This window comes from Enterobacter sp. Taxon_2, assembly GCF_058355295.1.
Genome location: NZ_CM178024.1, coordinates 1,198,509 through 1,214,485, shown reverse-complemented (window position 1 = coordinate 1,214,485; position 15,977 = coordinate 1,198,509). Strand labels below are relative to the sequence as shown.

The 15,977-nt window shown below is 62.7% G+C and carries 11 protein-coding genes; 5 read left to right on the top strand and 6 right to left on the bottom strand.

The features are described from left to right. Positions 1-4: 4 nt before the first annotated feature. Together entE and entC are read right to left on the bottom strand one after the other, a co-directional pair. Positions 5-1,615: a (2,3-dihydroxybenzoyl)adenylate synthase EntE gene (entE, locus tag AC4IC4_RS05610; protein WP_491472327.1), complete on the bottom strand. Its 1,611-nt coding sequence runs from the start codon at positions 1,613-1,615 to the stop codon at positions 5-7. Between the two features lie 9 nt (positions 1,616-1,624). Then, positions 1,625-2,800, bottom strand: coding sequence for an isochorismate synthase EntC (gene entC, locus AC4IC4_RS05605; RefSeq protein ID WP_491472326.1), 1,176 nt, complete (start codon positions 2,798-2,800; stop codon positions 1,625-1,627). 188 nt (positions 2,801-2,988) lie between these two features. Between entC and fepB the strand changes: the two genes are divergently transcribed. Further along, the gene (gene fepB / locus AC4IC4_RS05600; RefSeq protein ID WP_491472325.1) at positions 2,989-3,948 is read left to right on the top strand and encodes a Fe2+-enterobactin ABC transporter substrate-binding protein; all 960 of its coding nucleotides are present in this window, start codon (positions 2,989-2,991) and stop codon (positions 3,946-3,948) included. A gap of 83 nt (positions 3,949-4,031) precedes the next feature. Here fepB and entS read toward each other — a convergent pair whose 3' ends face one another. Then, positions 4,032-5,267, bottom strand: coding sequence for an enterobactin transporter EntS (entS, locus tag AC4IC4_RS05595; RefSeq protein WP_491472324.1), 1,236 nt, complete (start codon positions 5,265-5,267; stop codon positions 4,032-4,034). Positions 5,268-5,375: 108 nt separating this feature from the next. Here entS and fepD point away from each other — a divergent pair, with 108 nt between their 5' ends. The 3 genes from fepD to fepC are packed head-to-tail and all read left to right on the top strand — an operon-like array spanning position 5,376 to position 8,160. Further along, the gene (gene fepD / locus AC4IC4_RS05590) at positions 5,376-6,380 is read left to right on the top strand and encodes a Fe(3+)-siderophore ABC transporter permease (RefSeq protein WP_491472323.1); all 1,005 of its coding nucleotides are present in this window, start codon (positions 5,376-5,378) and stop codon (positions 6,378-6,380) included. Further along, positions 6,380-7,369, top strand: coding sequence for an iron-enterobactin ABC transporter permease (gene fepG, locus AC4IC4_RS05585; protein ID WP_491472797.1), 990 nt, complete (start codon positions 6,380-6,382; stop codon positions 7,367-7,369). The genes fepD and fepG overlap by 1 nt, the downstream gene beginning before the upstream one ends. Further along, positions 7,366-8,160 carry an iron-enterobactin ABC transporter ATP-binding protein gene (gene fepC, locus AC4IC4_RS05580; protein WP_491472322.1) on the top strand — a complete coding sequence of 265 codons (795 nt, stop codon included), beginning with the start codon at positions 7,366-7,368 and terminating at the stop codon, positions 8,158-8,160. Before fepG ends, fepC begins: the two co-directional genes overlap by 4 nt. 87 nt (positions 8,161-8,247) lie before the next feature. Here fepC and entF read toward each other — a convergent pair whose 3' ends face one another. The 3 genes from entF to fes are packed head-to-tail and all read right to left on the bottom strand — an operon-like array spanning position 8,248 to position 13,524. Beyond that, positions 8,248-12,105 carry an enterobactin non-ribosomal peptide synthetase EntF gene (gene entF, locus AC4IC4_RS05575; protein ID WP_491472321.1) on the bottom strand — a complete coding sequence of 1,286 codons (3,858 nt, stop codon included), beginning with the start codon at positions 12,103-12,105 and terminating at the stop codon, positions 8,248-8,250. Next, on the bottom strand, positions 12,102-12,314 hold the full coding sequence (locus tag AC4IC4_RS05570) for an MbtH family protein (RefSeq protein ID WP_463726981.1): 213 nt from the start codon (positions 12,312-12,314) through the stop codon (positions 12,102-12,104). The genes entF and AC4IC4_RS05570 overlap by 4 nt, the downstream gene beginning before the upstream one ends. A gap of 10 nt (positions 12,315-12,324) precedes the next feature. Beyond that, positions 12,325-13,524, bottom strand: a complete 1,200-nt coding sequence (fes, locus tag AC4IC4_RS05565) for an enterochelin esterase (RefSeq protein WP_491472320.1) — start codon at positions 13,522-13,524, stop codon at positions 12,325-12,327. A gap of 144 nt (positions 13,525-13,668) precedes the next feature. Here fes and AC4IC4_RS05560 point away from each other — a divergent pair, with 144 nt between their 5' ends. Continuing rightward, on the top strand, positions 13,669-15,918 hold the full coding sequence (locus tag AC4IC4_RS05560) for a TonB-dependent siderophore receptor (protein ID WP_491472319.1): 2,250 nt from the start codon (positions 13,669-13,671) through the stop codon (positions 15,916-15,918). Positions 15,919-15,977: the final 59 nt, after the last annotated feature.

Below are 15,977 nucleotides of genomic sequence, written 5' to 3'. Positions count from 1 at the left end.
TTCCTCAGCCCCGGGCGCGTTCAGCAAGCCACAGGCGCAACTGTTTCTTATCGACTTTGCCGACCGGCGTCAGAGGGAGCGCATCCACGCTCTCTACGCGATCCGGCAACTTGAATTCGGCGACGCCCTGCTCGCGCAGGAAGCGACGCACCTCGACCGCGCGCAGGGGCTGTTTCACCACCAGATACGCGCAGCTCTTCTCACCCAGCAGGCTATCCTCCATGCTCACCAGCGCGGCGTGGATCACCGCCTCATGGCGCAGCAGCAGGTTCTCGATCTCTTCGGCAGCAATCTTCTCGCCGCCGCGGTTGATCTGATCTTTCTCGCGCCCCTGCACGGTGATGTAGCCCTGCTCGTCAATGGCGATCAGATCCCCGGAGCAGTAAAAGCCGTCGGCGTCGAAGGCGCTGGCGTTGTGTTCCGGGCTGTTGAAATAGCCGCGGAAGGTATACGGACCGCGCGTCATCAGACGCCCGACTTCCCCGCGCGGCAGCGGGTTGCCGTGCTCGTCCGCCACCCACACTTCGTCGTCCGGACACATCGGGCGGCCCTGGGTGTTGATGATGCGCTCCGGCGCGTCGTCGAGCGCGGTGTAGTTCACCAGCCCTTCTGCCATGCCGAACACCTGCTGAAGCTGGCAGCCGATTTCTGCCGGAATGCGCGCCGCGAGCGTGGCGGAGAGGCGTGCGCCCCCCACCTGCAGCAGCTTCAGGGAGTTGAGCTGCGCGTTCCCCGCACCGTCGGCAATCGCCTGCAGCCAGAGGCTCACCGCCGGCGGGACCAGCGAGGTGACGTTAATCTGATGCTGTTCGATCAGCGGGAAGCAGAGCGTGGCGCTCGGATCGTTCGCCAGCACCACGCAGCCGCCCGCCGTGAAGACGCCCAGCGAGCCCGGCGAACTCATGGCGTAGTTATGCGCCGCGGGCAGCGCGTTCAGATATCGGGTATGCGCAGTGATACCGCAGATCTCGTTGCTGCGGCGAATGCTGTAGTCATAGTCGTTGTGCGTCCGCGGGATCAGCTTCGGCGTGCCGGTGCTGCCGCCGGAGAGCTGGAAGAAGGCCACTTCGTCGGCGGGCGTCGGGTTAGGGATGAAGTTGTCAGCTGGACACGCAATCGCCGCTTCCAGAGCGTAGTCACCCTTATCGCCGCGCAGGAGTACGACCCGTGCCGAGTGGTGCGCATCCACAAAGGCGTTGAGGAACTCATCGTCCGCGAACAGCGCGTGGTCGCGATCGGCAATCAGCACGGCGGGGTTGATCTGCTCCGCGTAGGCGTTCAGCTCGCTGCGCTGATGGCTAAAGAGCGCGTTGACCGGCGCGACGCCGATTTGCAGCAGCGCGAAGAAGGTGATGTAGAACTCGGCCACGTTGCCAAGCTGCACCAGCGCCGTCTCGCCGCGGTGCAGCCCCTGAGCCTGAAGGGCGGACGCCAGGTTGTTCACCGCCTGATTAAACGCGCGGTAGGTGATGTGCCGTTCGCCGTCGATTATCGCCACGGCATCGCTGTCCGCACGATCCGTCAGGATGTGGGTCAGCGGCAGATCCTGCCAGTAGCCTTTTTCGCGGTAGCGGCGGGCGAATTCCTCAGGCCAGCGGGTAAAAGGGATGGTCATGAGTCTTCCTTAGTGCAAACCAAACACGTTGAGCATGGTGGAGAGCTTCACGCCCGTCTCGCGCCACTCGCCCACCGGCGAGGAGGCAGGCACAATGCCCGCACCGGCAAACAGGCGAACGGTATTTTCGCGAAGACGCGCGCAGCGGATGGTCACCACCCACTCGCCGTTGCCTTCGCTGTCGCACCAGCCGACGATGCCGCCGAACAGCTCGCGGTCGAATGGCTCCAGCTCGGCGATCAGGTCTTTCGCCACCTGATGCGGGAAACCGCTCAGCGCCGGCGTCGGGTGCAGCAGACAGGCCAGCGTCAGGGCGTTTTCATTTTTACGCGCCTCGCCTTCTACCGGCGTTGCCAGATGCCACAGCGTCGGCGTGGTAATCAACTGAGGCGAATCCGGCATGCTGAGATGGTGGCTGCGCGGTGCCAGAATGGCCTTCATCGCCTGGGTCACCAGGTCGTGCTCGTGACGGTCCTTTTCGGAGGCCAGCAGCTTGTTGCCCGCTTCACGATCAAGCACGTCGTCCGGCTGACGGCGCGCGGAGCCTGCCAGCGGCAGCGAGCTAAAGTGCCCACCCTCTTTGCGCAGCAGCAGCTCCGGGCTGGCGCCCAGCAGCACGCCGCCGTCTTCCAGCGGCACGTGGAAGTTAAAGCTCGCCGGGTTCTGAGCGATCAGGCGCTCCATCAGCGCGCCGCTATCAATGAGTTTGTCCGTCGCGATATCAATCAGGCGCGACAGCACCACCTTGTTCACCTGCGGTGTGGCAGTGAGCGACGCGGCGCGGGCGACCATCTCTTCGAACACGGGCTGCGGCGGGATCTCGGTGCGTTGTTCCACCTTCAGCGCCTGCGAGCCTGAAAAATAGCGTGAAGACTGCTGACGCGCCGGACGGGAAAAGGTCTGCCAGCGTTGTGGAATAAACAGAGAGGATGGCTTGCGGGTATCGAACGGGATAGCCCCTACCATCACCGGATGGGCGATGCCGCTGGCCTTCGCGTTCTGGAAAGCCTGGGCTAATTTCTGCTGGAAACGGCCTGCCTGATCGTCGCCGCCAACGGCGGGTTCACTGAAGCGGGCAAAGCAGCCGGACGTGGTAAAGCTGCGGTAAGGCGACATAAAGAAAAAGCGGTCTGATTCGAGCGTGGTTGCGGTGTGCTGAACTTCCTCAGCCAGGGACGTATCCATATCATCCTCCTTAAAATGATAAAAGAAGCAATAATGATTATCATTTATATTTTCGTCGGCTAACCTAATCCCACATCGCTTCGCTGTCAACCGTCGGGCAAATAACTTGTGCGACAAAAGCTTGCATCCCTTCGCGGCAACCATGAAAATGAGAAGCATTATCCTCAACAAAAACAGGATGTCGCGCTGTGAAATTCCCCGCCGTATTTCGTATTACCCTGCTTTTACCTGGACTTATTGTTTTCGGACTTGCCTCAGCCGCTGCCGCCGACTGGCCGCGTCAGGTAACCGACAGCCGCGGCGTTCACACGCTTGAGAGCAAACCGACGCGCATTGTCTCCACCAGCGTGACCTTAACCGGCTCCCTGCTGGCGATTGACGCACCGGTCGTCGCCAGCGGCGCGACCACGCCGAATAACCGCGTGGCTGATGGGCAGGGCTTCCTGCGCCAGTGGGGTGATATCGCGAAGCAGCGCAAGGTAGCGCGGCTGTACATTGGCGAGCCCAGCGCTGAAGCGGTCGCCGCCCAGATGCCGGACCTGATTTTGATCAGCGCTACCGGCGGGGATTCCGCGCTGGCGCTGTACGATCAGCTCTCAGCTATCGCGCCGACGCTTATCATCAACTACGACGACAAGAGCTGGCAGGCGCTGCTGACCCAGCTGGGCACCATCACCGGACAGGAAAAGCAGGCCGCAGAGCGCATTGCCGCGTTTGATAAACAGCTCGCGCAGGTGAAACAGCAGATGAAGCTGCCGCCGCAGCCGGTGAACGCCATCGTCTACACCGCCGCCGCGCACAGCGCCAACCTGTGGACCGCGGAATCCGCACAGGGCAAGCTGCTGCACCAGCTGGGCTTTGCGCTGGCGGAGCTGCCTGCCGGATTGCAGACCTCAACTAGCCAGGGTAAGCGCCACGACATTATCCAGCTAGGCGGCGAAAACCTGGCGACGGGGCTGAACGGCGAAGGGCTGTTTGTGTTTGCCGGTGACGAGAAAGACGTGGAGGCGATTTACGCCAACCCGCTGCTGGCGCATCTGCCGTCGGTGAAAAACAAACGGGTTTGGGCATTGGGAACGGAGACGTTCCGCCTGGATTATTACAGCGCGATGTTGGTGTTGCAGCGTTTAGAGGCAATTTTCGGGTAATGCCTGCGCCCGGTGGCGCTTCGCTTACCGGGCCTACGGGTGCAAAATGTAGGCCGGGTAAGGCGCTGCCGCCACCCGGCAAATCACACCGGGGCACTCTCCTGCCTGAACCGCCGCAATTCCACCAACGCCACTAACAAAATCACGCCAACCATCGCTAACGTTAACCCGCTGCTGCTCGCCGACGCCACCGGAGTCATCATCGCCCCCAGCCCGCCGAGGATCGCCGCGCCGATGGCATCACCCGTCACGTTCTGCGCCGTCCACAGGCCGTTGATGCGCCCGAGCATCCCTTCCGGCGTCTGGGTCTGGATCAGGGTGTACTGCAACAGCGAGCTGATGGCGCTCAGCCAGCCAAAGATCACCAGACACAGCACGCCCAGCGCCCACACCGGCATCAGGCTAAAGAAGCCGATAGCGATAAACGAGGCCAGCGTGGCAAGCAGCATAATCAGCCCCGGACGCGCGCTCTGCGCCAGGTTGCCGCTGGTCAGCGCCCCGCAGGCCGCACCGAGCGGAATGGCGGCGTAGAGAATGCCAATCTCCGACGCGCTCATCTGCCACTCTCCCGCCAGCGCCGGGTACAGCACGCGCACGGCGCTCGCCATCGTCAGCAGGCCGCCGAGCAGCGCAATCCCGCCAATCAGCGGGTTGCTGAACAGAAAACGAATAGCGGCCATCAGCGATTTTAGCGGATGCTCGCGCGGCTGCGGCGGAGGCGGCAGCAGCGGCAGGCGCAGCAGGGTCAGCGTGGTGATAAAGGTCCCCACCGCCGCCAGCCCGTAGTTCCACGCCACGTTGCCGGTCGCCAGCAGCAGGCCACCTACCATCGGTGAAATCACCGAGCCGAGGCGCACGGTGAGCATGGTGATCGCCCCCGCCTGCATCAGGTTCTCGCGCCCGACCAGCGCGGGCGTCGCCGCCAGCAGCGCCGTCACGCCTAAGGAGGCAAAGAAACCGTCCCACAGCCCGAGGGCATAAATGGCGATCAGCGACGGCTCCGGAAGCATAGCGTTCAGACACAGCCCGATAAAGCCCACGCCGCAGGTGCCGCGCGCCAGCAGGATCAGCTTTTTACGCTCGTAGCGGTCCGCCAGCACGCCGCCGACCATCAGACCGATAAACATCGCCCCGCCGGTTAACGTCACCGATAACCCCACCAGCCAGCTGGAGTGGGTCATAGTCTGGATCTGTACCGGCACGGCCACGCCGAGCAGGCCGAGGGACAAAATGGAGATAAAGCGAGCGATAAAAACGGCGCGATACGCCGGGTGCGTTTTGAGCAGGCTGAGGTTGAGCAGCCAGGATTTTTGATTCATGACAAAGCCTTGAGTGTAATTCTACCCATTCCATGGGCGCACATGCTAACATAGCCAAATAAGATAGATAACGATAATCACTATCATTATCAAATCATGGATGTTGCTATGTCGTTTTCCTCTTCTTCGGTGCGCGCCGTTGCCGTGCCCGTTTTATTGCTGCTATTGAGCCTGGCGATTGCACTCAGCCTGCTGGTTGGCGCGAAGCCTCTGCCCGCGTCCGTTATCGTTGATGCGCTCTCCGGTACCTGCCAGAGCGCTGACTGCGTCATTGTGCTCGACGCCCGCTTGCCCCGCACCCTTGCCGGACTGCTGGCCGGTGGCGCGCTCGGCCTTGCCGGTGCCCTGATGCAAACCCTTACCCGTAACCCGCTGGCAGACCCCGGCATTCTCGGCGTTAACTCCGGCGCCAGCTTTGCCATCGTGCTCGGCGCGGCGCTGTTCGGGTTGACGTCGCCCTCTGAACAGCTGGTGATGGCCTTCTGCGGCGCTCTGGCCGCCTCGCTGGTCGTCGCCTTTACCGGCAGCCAGGGCGGCGGACAGCTGAGCCCGGTGCGCCTGACGCTGGCGGGCGTGGCGCTCGCGGCGGTGCTGGAAGGCTTATCCAACGGCATCGCCCTGCTGAACCCGGACGTTTACGACCAACTGCGCTTCTGGCAGGCCGGTTCGCTGGATATCCGCACTCTTGAAACCCTGAAAGTGGTGGCGATCCCGGTGATGATTGCCGCTGCCGTGGCGCTGTTTTTAAGCCGGTCGCTCAACAGCCTGAGCCTCGGCAGCGACACCGCGACCGCCCTCGGCAATCGCGTGGCGCGCACGCAGCTGACGGGCCTGCTGGCCATCACCGTACTGTGCGGCAGCGCGACCGCCGTGGTCGGCCCGATCGCCTTTATTGGCCTGATGATGCCGCACATGGCGCGCTGGCTGGTGGGGGCGGATCACCGCTGGTCGCTGCCGGTGACGCTGCTGGCCACCCCTGCCTTGCTGCTGTTTGCCGACGTGCTGGGCCGCCTGCTGGTGCCCGGCGAGCTGCGCGTCTCGGTGGTCAGCGCCTTTATCGGTGCGCCGGTGCTGATCTTCCTGGTACGACGCAGACGCGGAGGTGGCGCATGATGGCCCCGTCCCGGCGTTTAGTCGCCTGCGTCTCCCTGATGGTTATCGCCATTCTGCTGATGGCGGTCTGGAGCCTGCAAAACGGCGCGGTGACGCTCGATTTCACCCAGGTGTTTGACGTCCTCACCGGCAGCGCGCCGCGTAACATCACTCTGGTTGTCACCGAATGGCGACTGCCGCGCGTGGCGATGGCCATTCTGGTCGGCGCGGCGCTCGGCGTCAGCGGCGCGATTTTCCAGTCACTGATGCGCAACCCGCTCGGCAGCCCGGACGTGATGGGCCTCAATACCGGGGCCTGGAGCGGCGTGCTGGTGGCGATGGTGCTGTTCGGCCAGCACCTGACGGCCATCACCTTTACGGCGATGGCGGGCGGCATTCTGACGTCGCTGGTTATCTGGCTGTTGGCCTGGCGCAACGGTATCGACACCTTCCGGCTGATCATTATCGGTATCGGCGTACGTGCGATGCTGATGGCCTTTAATACCTGGCTGCTGCTGCAGGCCTCGCTGGAAACGGCGCTCTCCGCCGGGCTGTGGTACGCCGGTTCCCTCAACGGCCTGACGTGGGGCAAAACCTGGCCCGCCGCGCCGCTGATTGTGCTGATGTTTATCGGCGCGCTGCTGCTGGTGCGGCGTATGCGCCTGCTGGAAATGGGCGACGACAGCGCCTGCGCGCTGGGCGTGGGCGTCGAGCGCTCGCGCCTGATACTGATGCTGGTCGCCGTACTGCTGACCGCCGCCTCCACCGCGATTGCCGGGCCGATCTCGTTTATTGCCCTCGTCGCACCGCATATCGCACGACGTCTAAGCGGGACGGCGCGCTGGGGATTAACTCTGGCGGCGCTGTGCGGTGCGTTGCTGCTGCTGGCCGCCGATCTCTGCGCCCAGCGGCTGTTTATGCCTTACCAGCTTCCGGTGGGCGTGGTGACCGTCAGCCTCGGCGGTATTTACCTTATCGTCTTGCTCGTTCAGGAGTCTCGCAAGAAATGACAGATTCAACCACCCGCTTGCGCGGCGAAAACCTCACTCTTGGCTACGGCAAAAAAATCATTGCCCGTGACTTATCCGTTGCCATTCCGGACGGCCACTTCACGGCAATTATCGGGCCGAACGGCTGCGGCAAATCGACCCTGCTGCGCACCCTGAGCCGCCTGATGACGCCGGCTGAAGGCAGCGTATTCCTCGACGGGGAGCAGATCCAGCGTTTCGCCAGCAAAGAGGTGGCGCGGCGCATCGGGCTGCTAGCGCAAAACGCCACCACGCCGGGGGACATCACGGTGCAGGAGCTGGTCTCACGCGGACGCTATCCGCACCAGCCGCTGTTTACCCGCTGGCGTAAAGAGGACGACGTGGCAGTGAACCGCGCGATGCAGGCGACGGGGATTACCGATCTGGCCCAGCAGAGCGTAGACACCCTCTCCGGCGGACAGCGTCAGCGGGCGTGGATCGCGATGGTGCTGGCGCAGGAAACGTCGATCATGCTGCTGGACGAGCCGACGACCTGGCTCGACATCAGCCATCAGATTGACCTGCTGGAGCTGCTGAGCGAGCTGAACCGCTCGCAGGGGTATACCCTGGCAGCGGTGCTGCACGATTTAAACCAGGCGTGCCGCTACGCTACGCATCTGATTGCCTTGCGAGACGGTGAGATTGTGGCGCAGGGCGCGCCGAAAGAGATTGTGACGCCGGAGCTGATCGAGCGGATCTACGGCATGCGCTGCATGATTATTGACGATCCGGTGGCGGGCACACCGCTGGTGGTGCCGTTAGGTCGGCGGTAATTGCCGGGTGGCGGCTACGCCTTACCCGGCCTACACTCGGCTCCCGTAGGCCGGGTAAGGCGTAGCCGCCACCCGGCGCTTTTGACGTTACCCCAAAATATTCTTCAACACTGGCCCAATTTTCTCAAACGCCTGCGGTGAAATGATATCCACGTGGGCGCAGTCCTGACTGTACACCTCCAGTTCCGCCACCCACGGCGCCCAGGCGACCTGCGGATCCAGGGTTCGCGTGCGCTCGGCGACAAACAGCGTCGCTTTGCCGTCAAAGCGCGCGCTGTGCGCCGTGGTGAGCAGCCGCACCGCGTCGGCGTAGTTGCCCTCGATTGCGTTAAACAGCTCGCTGGAGCCCTGCCCCTGCTGGGCGGCGATAAACGCCTGCCGCTCGCGCTCGATTTCCGCCAGCACTTCCGGGTCCAGGCCGTTGGCCTCTTTCTCCGCCCAGTTCTGGGTTTCCGGCGGCCAGGTGTCCAGCAGGCCGAGGAAGGCCACCTCTTCAGCCAGCTCGCGCAGACGGGCGGCAATCCCTTGTGCCAGCGTACCGCCGAGGGAATAGCCGAACAGATAATACGGACCCTGCGGCTGCTGCTCCCGTAAGGTGTTCAGGTGATGGTCGATGACCCCATCCAGATCCGCACACTGCTGCATCGGCCCGTCCGGACGCGGCGACTGAACGCCGACGATTGACCAGCGCGGGCTGAGGTAGCGCGCCAGCACGCTAAACTGCCAGGCAAAGCCGGACGCCGGATGGAAGCAGAACAGCGTCGGGCCGTCGCTCTCGCGCAGCGGCAGAAGCGTTTCATACCCCAGACGCTGCGCCTGCTCGTCGCTCATCTGCGAGTCCAGCAGCGCGCCGAGCTTGCTCACCGTCGAGGCGACCATAATCTGCCCCGGCGTAACCTTGCGCTCGAACGCGCGGCTAAGCTGCGCCGCCAGACGCATTGCCAGCAGCGAGTGGCCGCCGAGGGCAAAGAAGTCGGCCTCAATGTCGTTCACCTCGCAGCCCAGCAGCGCGGCAAACGCCTGCGCGACGGCGATTTCGGTTTCGCTTTCCGGGGCCCGTCCGGACGTTTTACCGGTCAGCTCCGGCAGCGGCAGCGCCTTGCGATCCAGCTTGCCGTTGGCGCTCAGCGGCAGCGCGCTGATTTGCAGCAGCACCACCGGCACCATATGCGGCGGCAGCTGGGTTTTGAGCGATTCCAGCAGCGCGTCGCGGTCCAGCGGTAAGCCGGATTCAGAAACCACGTACCCCACCAGCTGGCGGGCATCGCCGCCCGTTGCCGCCGCCCGGTTGAACACGCAGGCGTGCGCCACGGCCTGGGCCACGTCCGGCAGCGAGAGCATCGCCCGGTCGATTTCACCCAGCTCGATGCGCTGGCCGCGAATTTTAAGCTGGTCGTCGCTGCGGCCCAGATATTCCACCGCGCCGTTATCCAGCCAGCGGGCAACGTCTCCGGTGCGGTACATCCGCTCGCCCGGCGCAAACGGGTCGGCGATAAAGCGGCTGGCGGTGAGGTCCGGACGGCCAAGATACCCCTGCGCCAGCTGAATGCCAGTGAGGTAGAGATCGCCCGCCACGCCGAACGGCACCGGGCGCATCATCACGTCCAGAATGCGCAGCCCCGTGTTCCACACCGGGAAGCCGATCGGCACGCTGTTGCCCTCCACCGCCGCCAGCTCGGGACCAAACGCCGGATACCAGCTCACGTCCACCGCCGCTTCCGTCGGGCCATAGAGGTTGTGCAGCGGCGCATGGGTCAACTGCTCCCACTCGCGGCACAGCGCCGTCGGCAGCGCTTCGCCGCTGCAGAACACCTGCTTAAGTGTTTTGCAGCTGTCGACGTTTTCCGGCGTCAGCGAGGCAACAAACGCCGCCAGCATCGACGGCACGAAGTGGGTGGTGGTCACGCCGTACCGGGTGAAGAAGCTCTGCATCGCCTGGGGATCGCGGTGCGCGTCCGGCTCGGCCATCACCAGCTTCGCCCCGGCGATAAACGGCCACCAGAACTCCCACACCGACACGTCAAAGCTGCACGGCGTTTTCTGCGCCACCACGTCCGTCGCGTCCAGCGGGTAATGATCCTGCATCCACTTCAGGCGGTTAACGATGGCGGTATGGCCGACCATGACCCCTTTAGGGCGCCCCGTCGAGCCGGAGGTAAAGATGATGTACGCCGTCTGCTCCGGCGTCGCCAGCCGCAGCGGCTCAGCACCCGCGGTCGGTAACAGTGTGTTGTAACTAAACGTCGTAATCGGCAGATCGCTAAAGCGCGGAAGCTGTTCGTCGGTAGTAATGAGCAGGGACGGCTTCGCGTCCTCAAGCATCATCCGCAGGCGGTCGTCCGGATAGCCGGTGTCGAGCGGCAGCCACGCGGCGCCCGCCTCCACAATGCCGTGCAATGCTAACGTCAGGAATACCGAGCGCGGCAGGGCCACCGCCACGCTGTCGCCCGGCTTCACGCCGCGCGCGCGCAGCAGGTTTGCCAGCGCGACGACCTGCTCACGCATCTGACGATAGCTGAGTTCAACGTGCGCATCCGCCAGCGCGGGCGCGTCCGGCGTTTTGCTCGCCTGCTCCGCCACCAGATCCGCGAGCGTGGTGGACGGCAGCGCCAGCCCGGTATCGTTGATGCGCGCCAGCTGCTGATACTCCTGCTCTGAAACGGTTTCCACTTCGCCACAGCGCAGGTCCGGATTAGCCGCAAACTGCCTCAGCATCGCGTTCAGACGCGCGACGTGTCGGGAAAGCGTCACTTCATCGTAGCGCTGCTTATTGGCGAGGATCTCAATGCTCAGCCCGCCCTGCTCGTCCGGGATCAGCGCCAGCTCAAGGTCGTTCACCGGGCCGGTTGCCAGCGTGTGGGTAATGGCCTCCACATCGTCGATATCCAGCTGATAGTCGAACACCTTGACGTTCAGCACCGGGCCAAACAGCGCTTCATCACCCGCCGCTTTCCCGCTGTCGCGCACGATCTGCTCGGCGTCATAGCGCTGGTGGCGGCGCATTTTTTTCAGCTGGTTCGCCAGGCGCAGCGCCAGCTCCGGCAGGCTCTCCTGTGGATCGATATTGACCGCCAGCGGCAGGACGTTAAGCACCGGCCCGGTCGCGGTGAGCGCCGCGGAACCCATGCGGCGCATAAAGATAAACCCGGCGGCGTAGTCCAGCCGTCCGGTCAGGCGGCCCAGCCAGAGCGTTACCAGCGCAAGCGCCAGGTCGGTACGCTGCGCCTGCCCTGCCGCCTGTGCAAGCTGGCTGAAGGCGCGGCCGTCGGCGGCGATTTTCAGGCGCAGGATATCCGTTGTCGCGGCTCGGCCCGGCAGCGGTGTGGAGGAGAGCGAGACCGGAGAAGGCAACTCCTTGCGCTGCTCTGCCCAGAAGGCACCGTCACGCTGGTACGCCTCGCTGTCGCGATAGCGCTGATACTCGTCCACCACCTCTTCAAACGGCGTAAACGGAGATGCGGGCGTAGGTTCGCCCTTTTCCCACGCGGCGTAAATCGCGGCGATCTGGCGGGTAATGGCCGGGAAACTGAAGCCATCCACCACCAGGTGATGATACCGTTGATACCAGTACCAGTGGTTTTCACCGACCTGAATCAGCTGCTGAAACGCCAGCGGCTGACCGCTGTCGACGCGCAGGTTCTGGTCAAGATCGGATTCCATCAGCGTCATGGCGTCGTCGTGAGAGTTAACGCGAACGATGGACGGCTCAGGCAGGATCGTGGACTCGTCCACCCACTGCCACACCTCGCCGTTCTCCTCGGCAAAACGCATCCGCAGGGTATCGGCCTGCATCATGCCTTCAGCAATCGCTTTTGCCAGCAGCGGCGCGTCGATATCGCCTTTCAGCTCGGTGTAGTGCGCCACGCTCCAGGCGTTTGGCAGCGTGGACAGCTGTTCCGCCATCCAGATCCCCGGCTGGGCGGCGACGAGAGGAAGACGGTTCATGCGCTTCCCTCCGCAAAATGGGACGGGACAAGCGTTTGCCAGTGCCCGACAAGCCACTGCTGGCACGCCTCCTGAGACTGTGCTTCACACACCACGTGCCACCCCGCCGGCAGTTCGCACTGCTGCGGCCACAGGCTGTACTGCCCCTGGTCGTTTTGCAAAATGGCGAACTGTCCCTGCGGATTATCGAAAGGATTGCTGAATTCCATACAGACTCCGTTAGTGAATTAGCGGCTGCCAGAGGGTCATCAGCCCCTGCGTCAGCCCACCGCGCCAGCAAAGCGCATCGTGTCCGCCGTCAACCTGACGCCAGATAACCGGTTGGTGCGTGTGCAGCTCGGCGTAAATCGCCTGATTCGCGCGGAAGATGAGCGGCTCGTTGCGCCCGGCTTCAAGAATGATGCGTAGCCCGCGAGGGGATATTTCACCGGCTTTAAGTTGTTCGATTAACAGCCCGTCCTGCTGCCCACCGCGGTGCGGCCACCAGAAGGATCCGGACTGGCTGAGCACACAGCCAAAACGCTGCGGCCAGTTCAGTGCCGCATAAAGGGAAGAGAGACCGCCAAAGCTCTGGCCTGCCACCACCGTACGGTCGGCGCGGTCGCTGAACGGCGCGTGTTTCTGGACAAGGGGGAGAAGTTCTTCCTGCACCGCCAGCCAGAAATCGGGATTGCACGGCAGCTCGCGGTTGCGATGCTCCATGTCGATAACATCGATTAAGACGTAGACCGCAGGCGGCAGTTTGCGCTCGCTGGTGAGCGACGCCAGCGCAGGCCAGACGGGCATGCTTTCGGCCCAGAACTGGCCGTCGAGCAGCACCGCCAGCGGGCGTTCCGGGCTATGATCCCCGCTGGTGAAAATCCAGACGCGGCGGCGGTTGTTCAGGCGCGCGCTTTCCCACTCAATGCAGACTGGCGGCTGATACGACGTATCGGGATGATTCCACCCCGGCTGAACGGGTGCTTCCGGCATTTCCAGCGCCGAGACGGCATGACCGCGCCCGCCGCGCCAGCTCTGCGGATTCAGCGGATCAGACACCGCGTGCGGCAGCAGTTTGCGCCAGCCTTCGCGCAGCGCCATGCGGTCCGGCTGCTGGCCTTCGAATACCGCGTCGGCAAAATCGTTTTCATTCACGGAGGGGATAAAACAGTAGCTTCCGCGCCACTCGGGGCTGAACTCGCCCTGCCACTGCCAGACGTCGGTATCGGGCATGCGTTCGAGGGACTGCGGGCGGGCATTTTGATGGTGATCGGTCACGCCGGTGACGTAGAGCCAGACGCGTTTGATCGGTGACGTTCTTTGCGTTCCTGCCGGGTCACGCCACCAGAACGTGACGCGGTAGTTTCCCTTTTCCGGCTTCCATTCAGGCCCGTTTTTCGACTGCCACCACGCTTCACTTCCCGTTGTTAACGCCGTCACCCTTATAACCTCATGTTTAACAGTCTTTTTTGTTTCAGAGCAAATTTTATTGATAATATTATTGATAACTATTTGCATTTGCAATAGCGTAGTGCCCGCGCTGTGGGAAGCGCTCATAAAACAACCACAAAAGCAGGACGTACAATGAATAAGAAGATTCACTCTCTGGCCTTGCTGGTCAATTTAGGGATTTACGGCGTCGCGCTGCCCGCTCTGGCAGACGACAACACCACCTCTGCGCAGCACGAAGACACGATGGTGATCACCGCCGCCGAGCAGAATCTGCAGGCGCCGGGGGTATCGACCATCACCGCCGATGAGATACGTAAAAACCCGCCCGCGCGGGACGTGGCTGAAATCATCCGCACCATGCCGGGCGTTAACCTGACCGGTAACTCCACCAGCGGCCAGCGCGGGAATAACCGTCAGATTGATATCCGCGGCATGGGGCCAGAAAACACCCTGATCCTGATCGACGGCAAGCCGGTGACCAGCCGAAACTCCATCCGTCTGGGCTGGCGCGGCGAGCGCGACACCCGCGGCGATACCGGCTGGGTGCCGCCGGAGATGATCGAGCGCATCGAAGTGATCCGCGGTCCGGCCGCCGCGCGCTACGGCAACGGCGCGGCAGGCGGCGTGGTGAACATCATCACCAAAAAATTCGACGACCAGTGGCACGGCTCCTGGAATACCTACCTGAATGCGCCTGAGCACAAGGATGAAGGTTCCACCAAACGCACCAACTTCAGCCTAAGCGGCCCGCTGGGCGGTGACTTCAGCTTCCGCATGTACGGCAATCTGGACAAAACCCAGGCCGACGCGTGGGACATCAACCAGGGTCACCAGTCTGACCGAACCGGTGCCTACGCCGACACGCTGCCCGCGGGCCGTGAAGGGGTGGAAAATAAAGACATCAACGGCGTGGTGCGCTGGGACTTTGCGCCGATGCAGTCTCTGGAATTTGAGGCGGGCTACAGCCGCCAGAATAACCTCTACGCCGGTGATACCCAGAACACCAACAACGACAACAGCTCCAGCGGTCTGGTGAAAAAGAACTACGGCAAAGAGACCAACCGCATCTATCGCCAGAACTTCGCGGTGACCTGGAACGGCGGCTGGGATAACGGCATTACCACCAGCAACTGGGCGCAGTACGAGCACACCCGCAACTCCCGTCTGGGAGAGGGGCTGGCGGGCGGTCTGGAAGGTCTGTTCAACAGTAATAAATTCACCGACACCGATCTGGCCGACGTGATGCTGCACAGTGAAATCAACCTGCCGATTGATTTCATCGTCAACCAAAACTTGACGCTCGGCACCGAGTGGAACCAGCAGCGCATGAAGGACTCGACCTCCTTCACCCAAACCCAGCAGGGCGGCGCGATCCCGGGAATGAGTAACGATCGCAGCCCTTATACCTCGGCAGAGATTTTCTCTCTGTTCGCCGAAAACAACATGGAGCTGACCGACAGCACCATGCTGACCCCTGCCCTGCGCTTCGACCATCACACCATCGTCGGCAACAACTGGAGCCCGTCACTTAACCTGTCGCAGGGTCTGGGGGATAACTTCACGCTGAAGATGGGGATCGCGCGTGCCTATAAGGCGCCGAGCCTGTACCAGACCAACCCGAACTACCTGCTCTACAGCAAAGGCCAGGGCTGCTACGCCAGCTCCGACGGCGTGGGCTGCTACATGATGGGTAACGACGACCTGAAGGCCGAAACCAGCATCAACAAAGAGATTGGTCTGGAGTGGAAGCGCGACGGCTGGCTGGCGGGCGTCACCTGGTTCCGCAACGACTACCGCGACAAGATTGAAGCGGGCTACGCGCCGATTGGTCACACCTCTTCCGGTAAAGTGCAGACCGATATCTACCAGTGGGAAAACGTGCCGAAGGCGGTGGTGGAAGGTCTGGAAGGCTCCCTGAACGTGCCGGTCAGCGACACGATTAACTGGACCAACAACATCACCTACATGCTGCAGAGCAAGAACAAGGAGACCGGTGACCGTCTGTCGATCATTCCGGAGTACACGCTGAACTCAACCCTGAGCTGGCAGGTGCATCAGGACGTGTCGCTCCAGTCGACCTTTACCTGGTACGGCAAGCAGCAGCCGAAGAAGTACAACTACAAAGGTCAGCCGGTGACCGGGTCTGAAAAAGACGAAGTCAGTCCGTACAGCATCGTTGGCCTGAGCGCGACGTGGGACATGACCAAAAACGTCAGCCTGACCGGCGGCGTGGACAACGTCTTCGACAAACGCCAGTGGCGCGCGGGTAATGCCCAGACAACCGGAAACACCACCACCGGTGCGTATATGTACGGTGCGGGTGCGTATACGTATAATGAACCGGGTCGTACCTGGTACATGAGCGTGAATACGCGTTTCTAGGTAAAAGCAAAACGGCAACCCCGTTGCCGTTTTTAGTGTTTGCTCCCTCTCCCCGTGGG

Bases quoted from the DNA above. Each gene is read 5' to 3' on its own strand.
- fepC (WP_491472322.1), top strand. From the start codon at position 7,366: ATGACAGATTCAACCACCCGCTTGCGCGGCGAAAACCTCACTCTTGGC.
- entC (WP_491472326.1), bottom strand. From the start codon at position 2,800: ATGGATACGTCCCTGGCTGAGGAAGTTCAGCACACCGCAACCACGCTC.
- entF (WP_491472321.1), bottom strand. From the start codon at position 12,105: ATGAACCGTCTTCCTCTCGTCGCCGCCCAGCCGGGGATCTGGATGGCG.
- AC4IC4_RS05570 (WP_463726981.1), bottom strand. From the start codon at position 12,314: ATGGAATTCAGCAATCCTTTCGATAATCCGCAGGGACAGTTCGCCATT.
- entS (WP_491472324.1), bottom strand. From the start codon at position 5,267: ATGAATCAAAAATCCTGGCTGCTCAACCTCAGCCTGCTCAAAACGCAC.
- entE (WP_491472327.1), bottom strand. From the start codon at position 1,615: ATGACCATCCCTTTTACCCGCTGGCCTGAGGAATTCGCCCGCCGCTAC.
- fepG (WP_491472797.1), top strand. From the start codon at position 6,380: ATGGCCCCGTCCCGGCGTTTAGTCGCCTGCGTCTCCCTGATGGTTATC.
- fepD (WP_491472323.1), top strand. From the start codon at position 5,376: ATGTCGTTTTCCTCTTCTTCGGTGCGCGCCGTTGCCGTGCCCGTTTTA.
- AC4IC4_RS05560 (WP_491472319.1), top strand. From the start codon at position 13,669: ATGAATAAGAAGATTCACTCTCTGGCCTTGCTGGTCAATTTAGGGATT.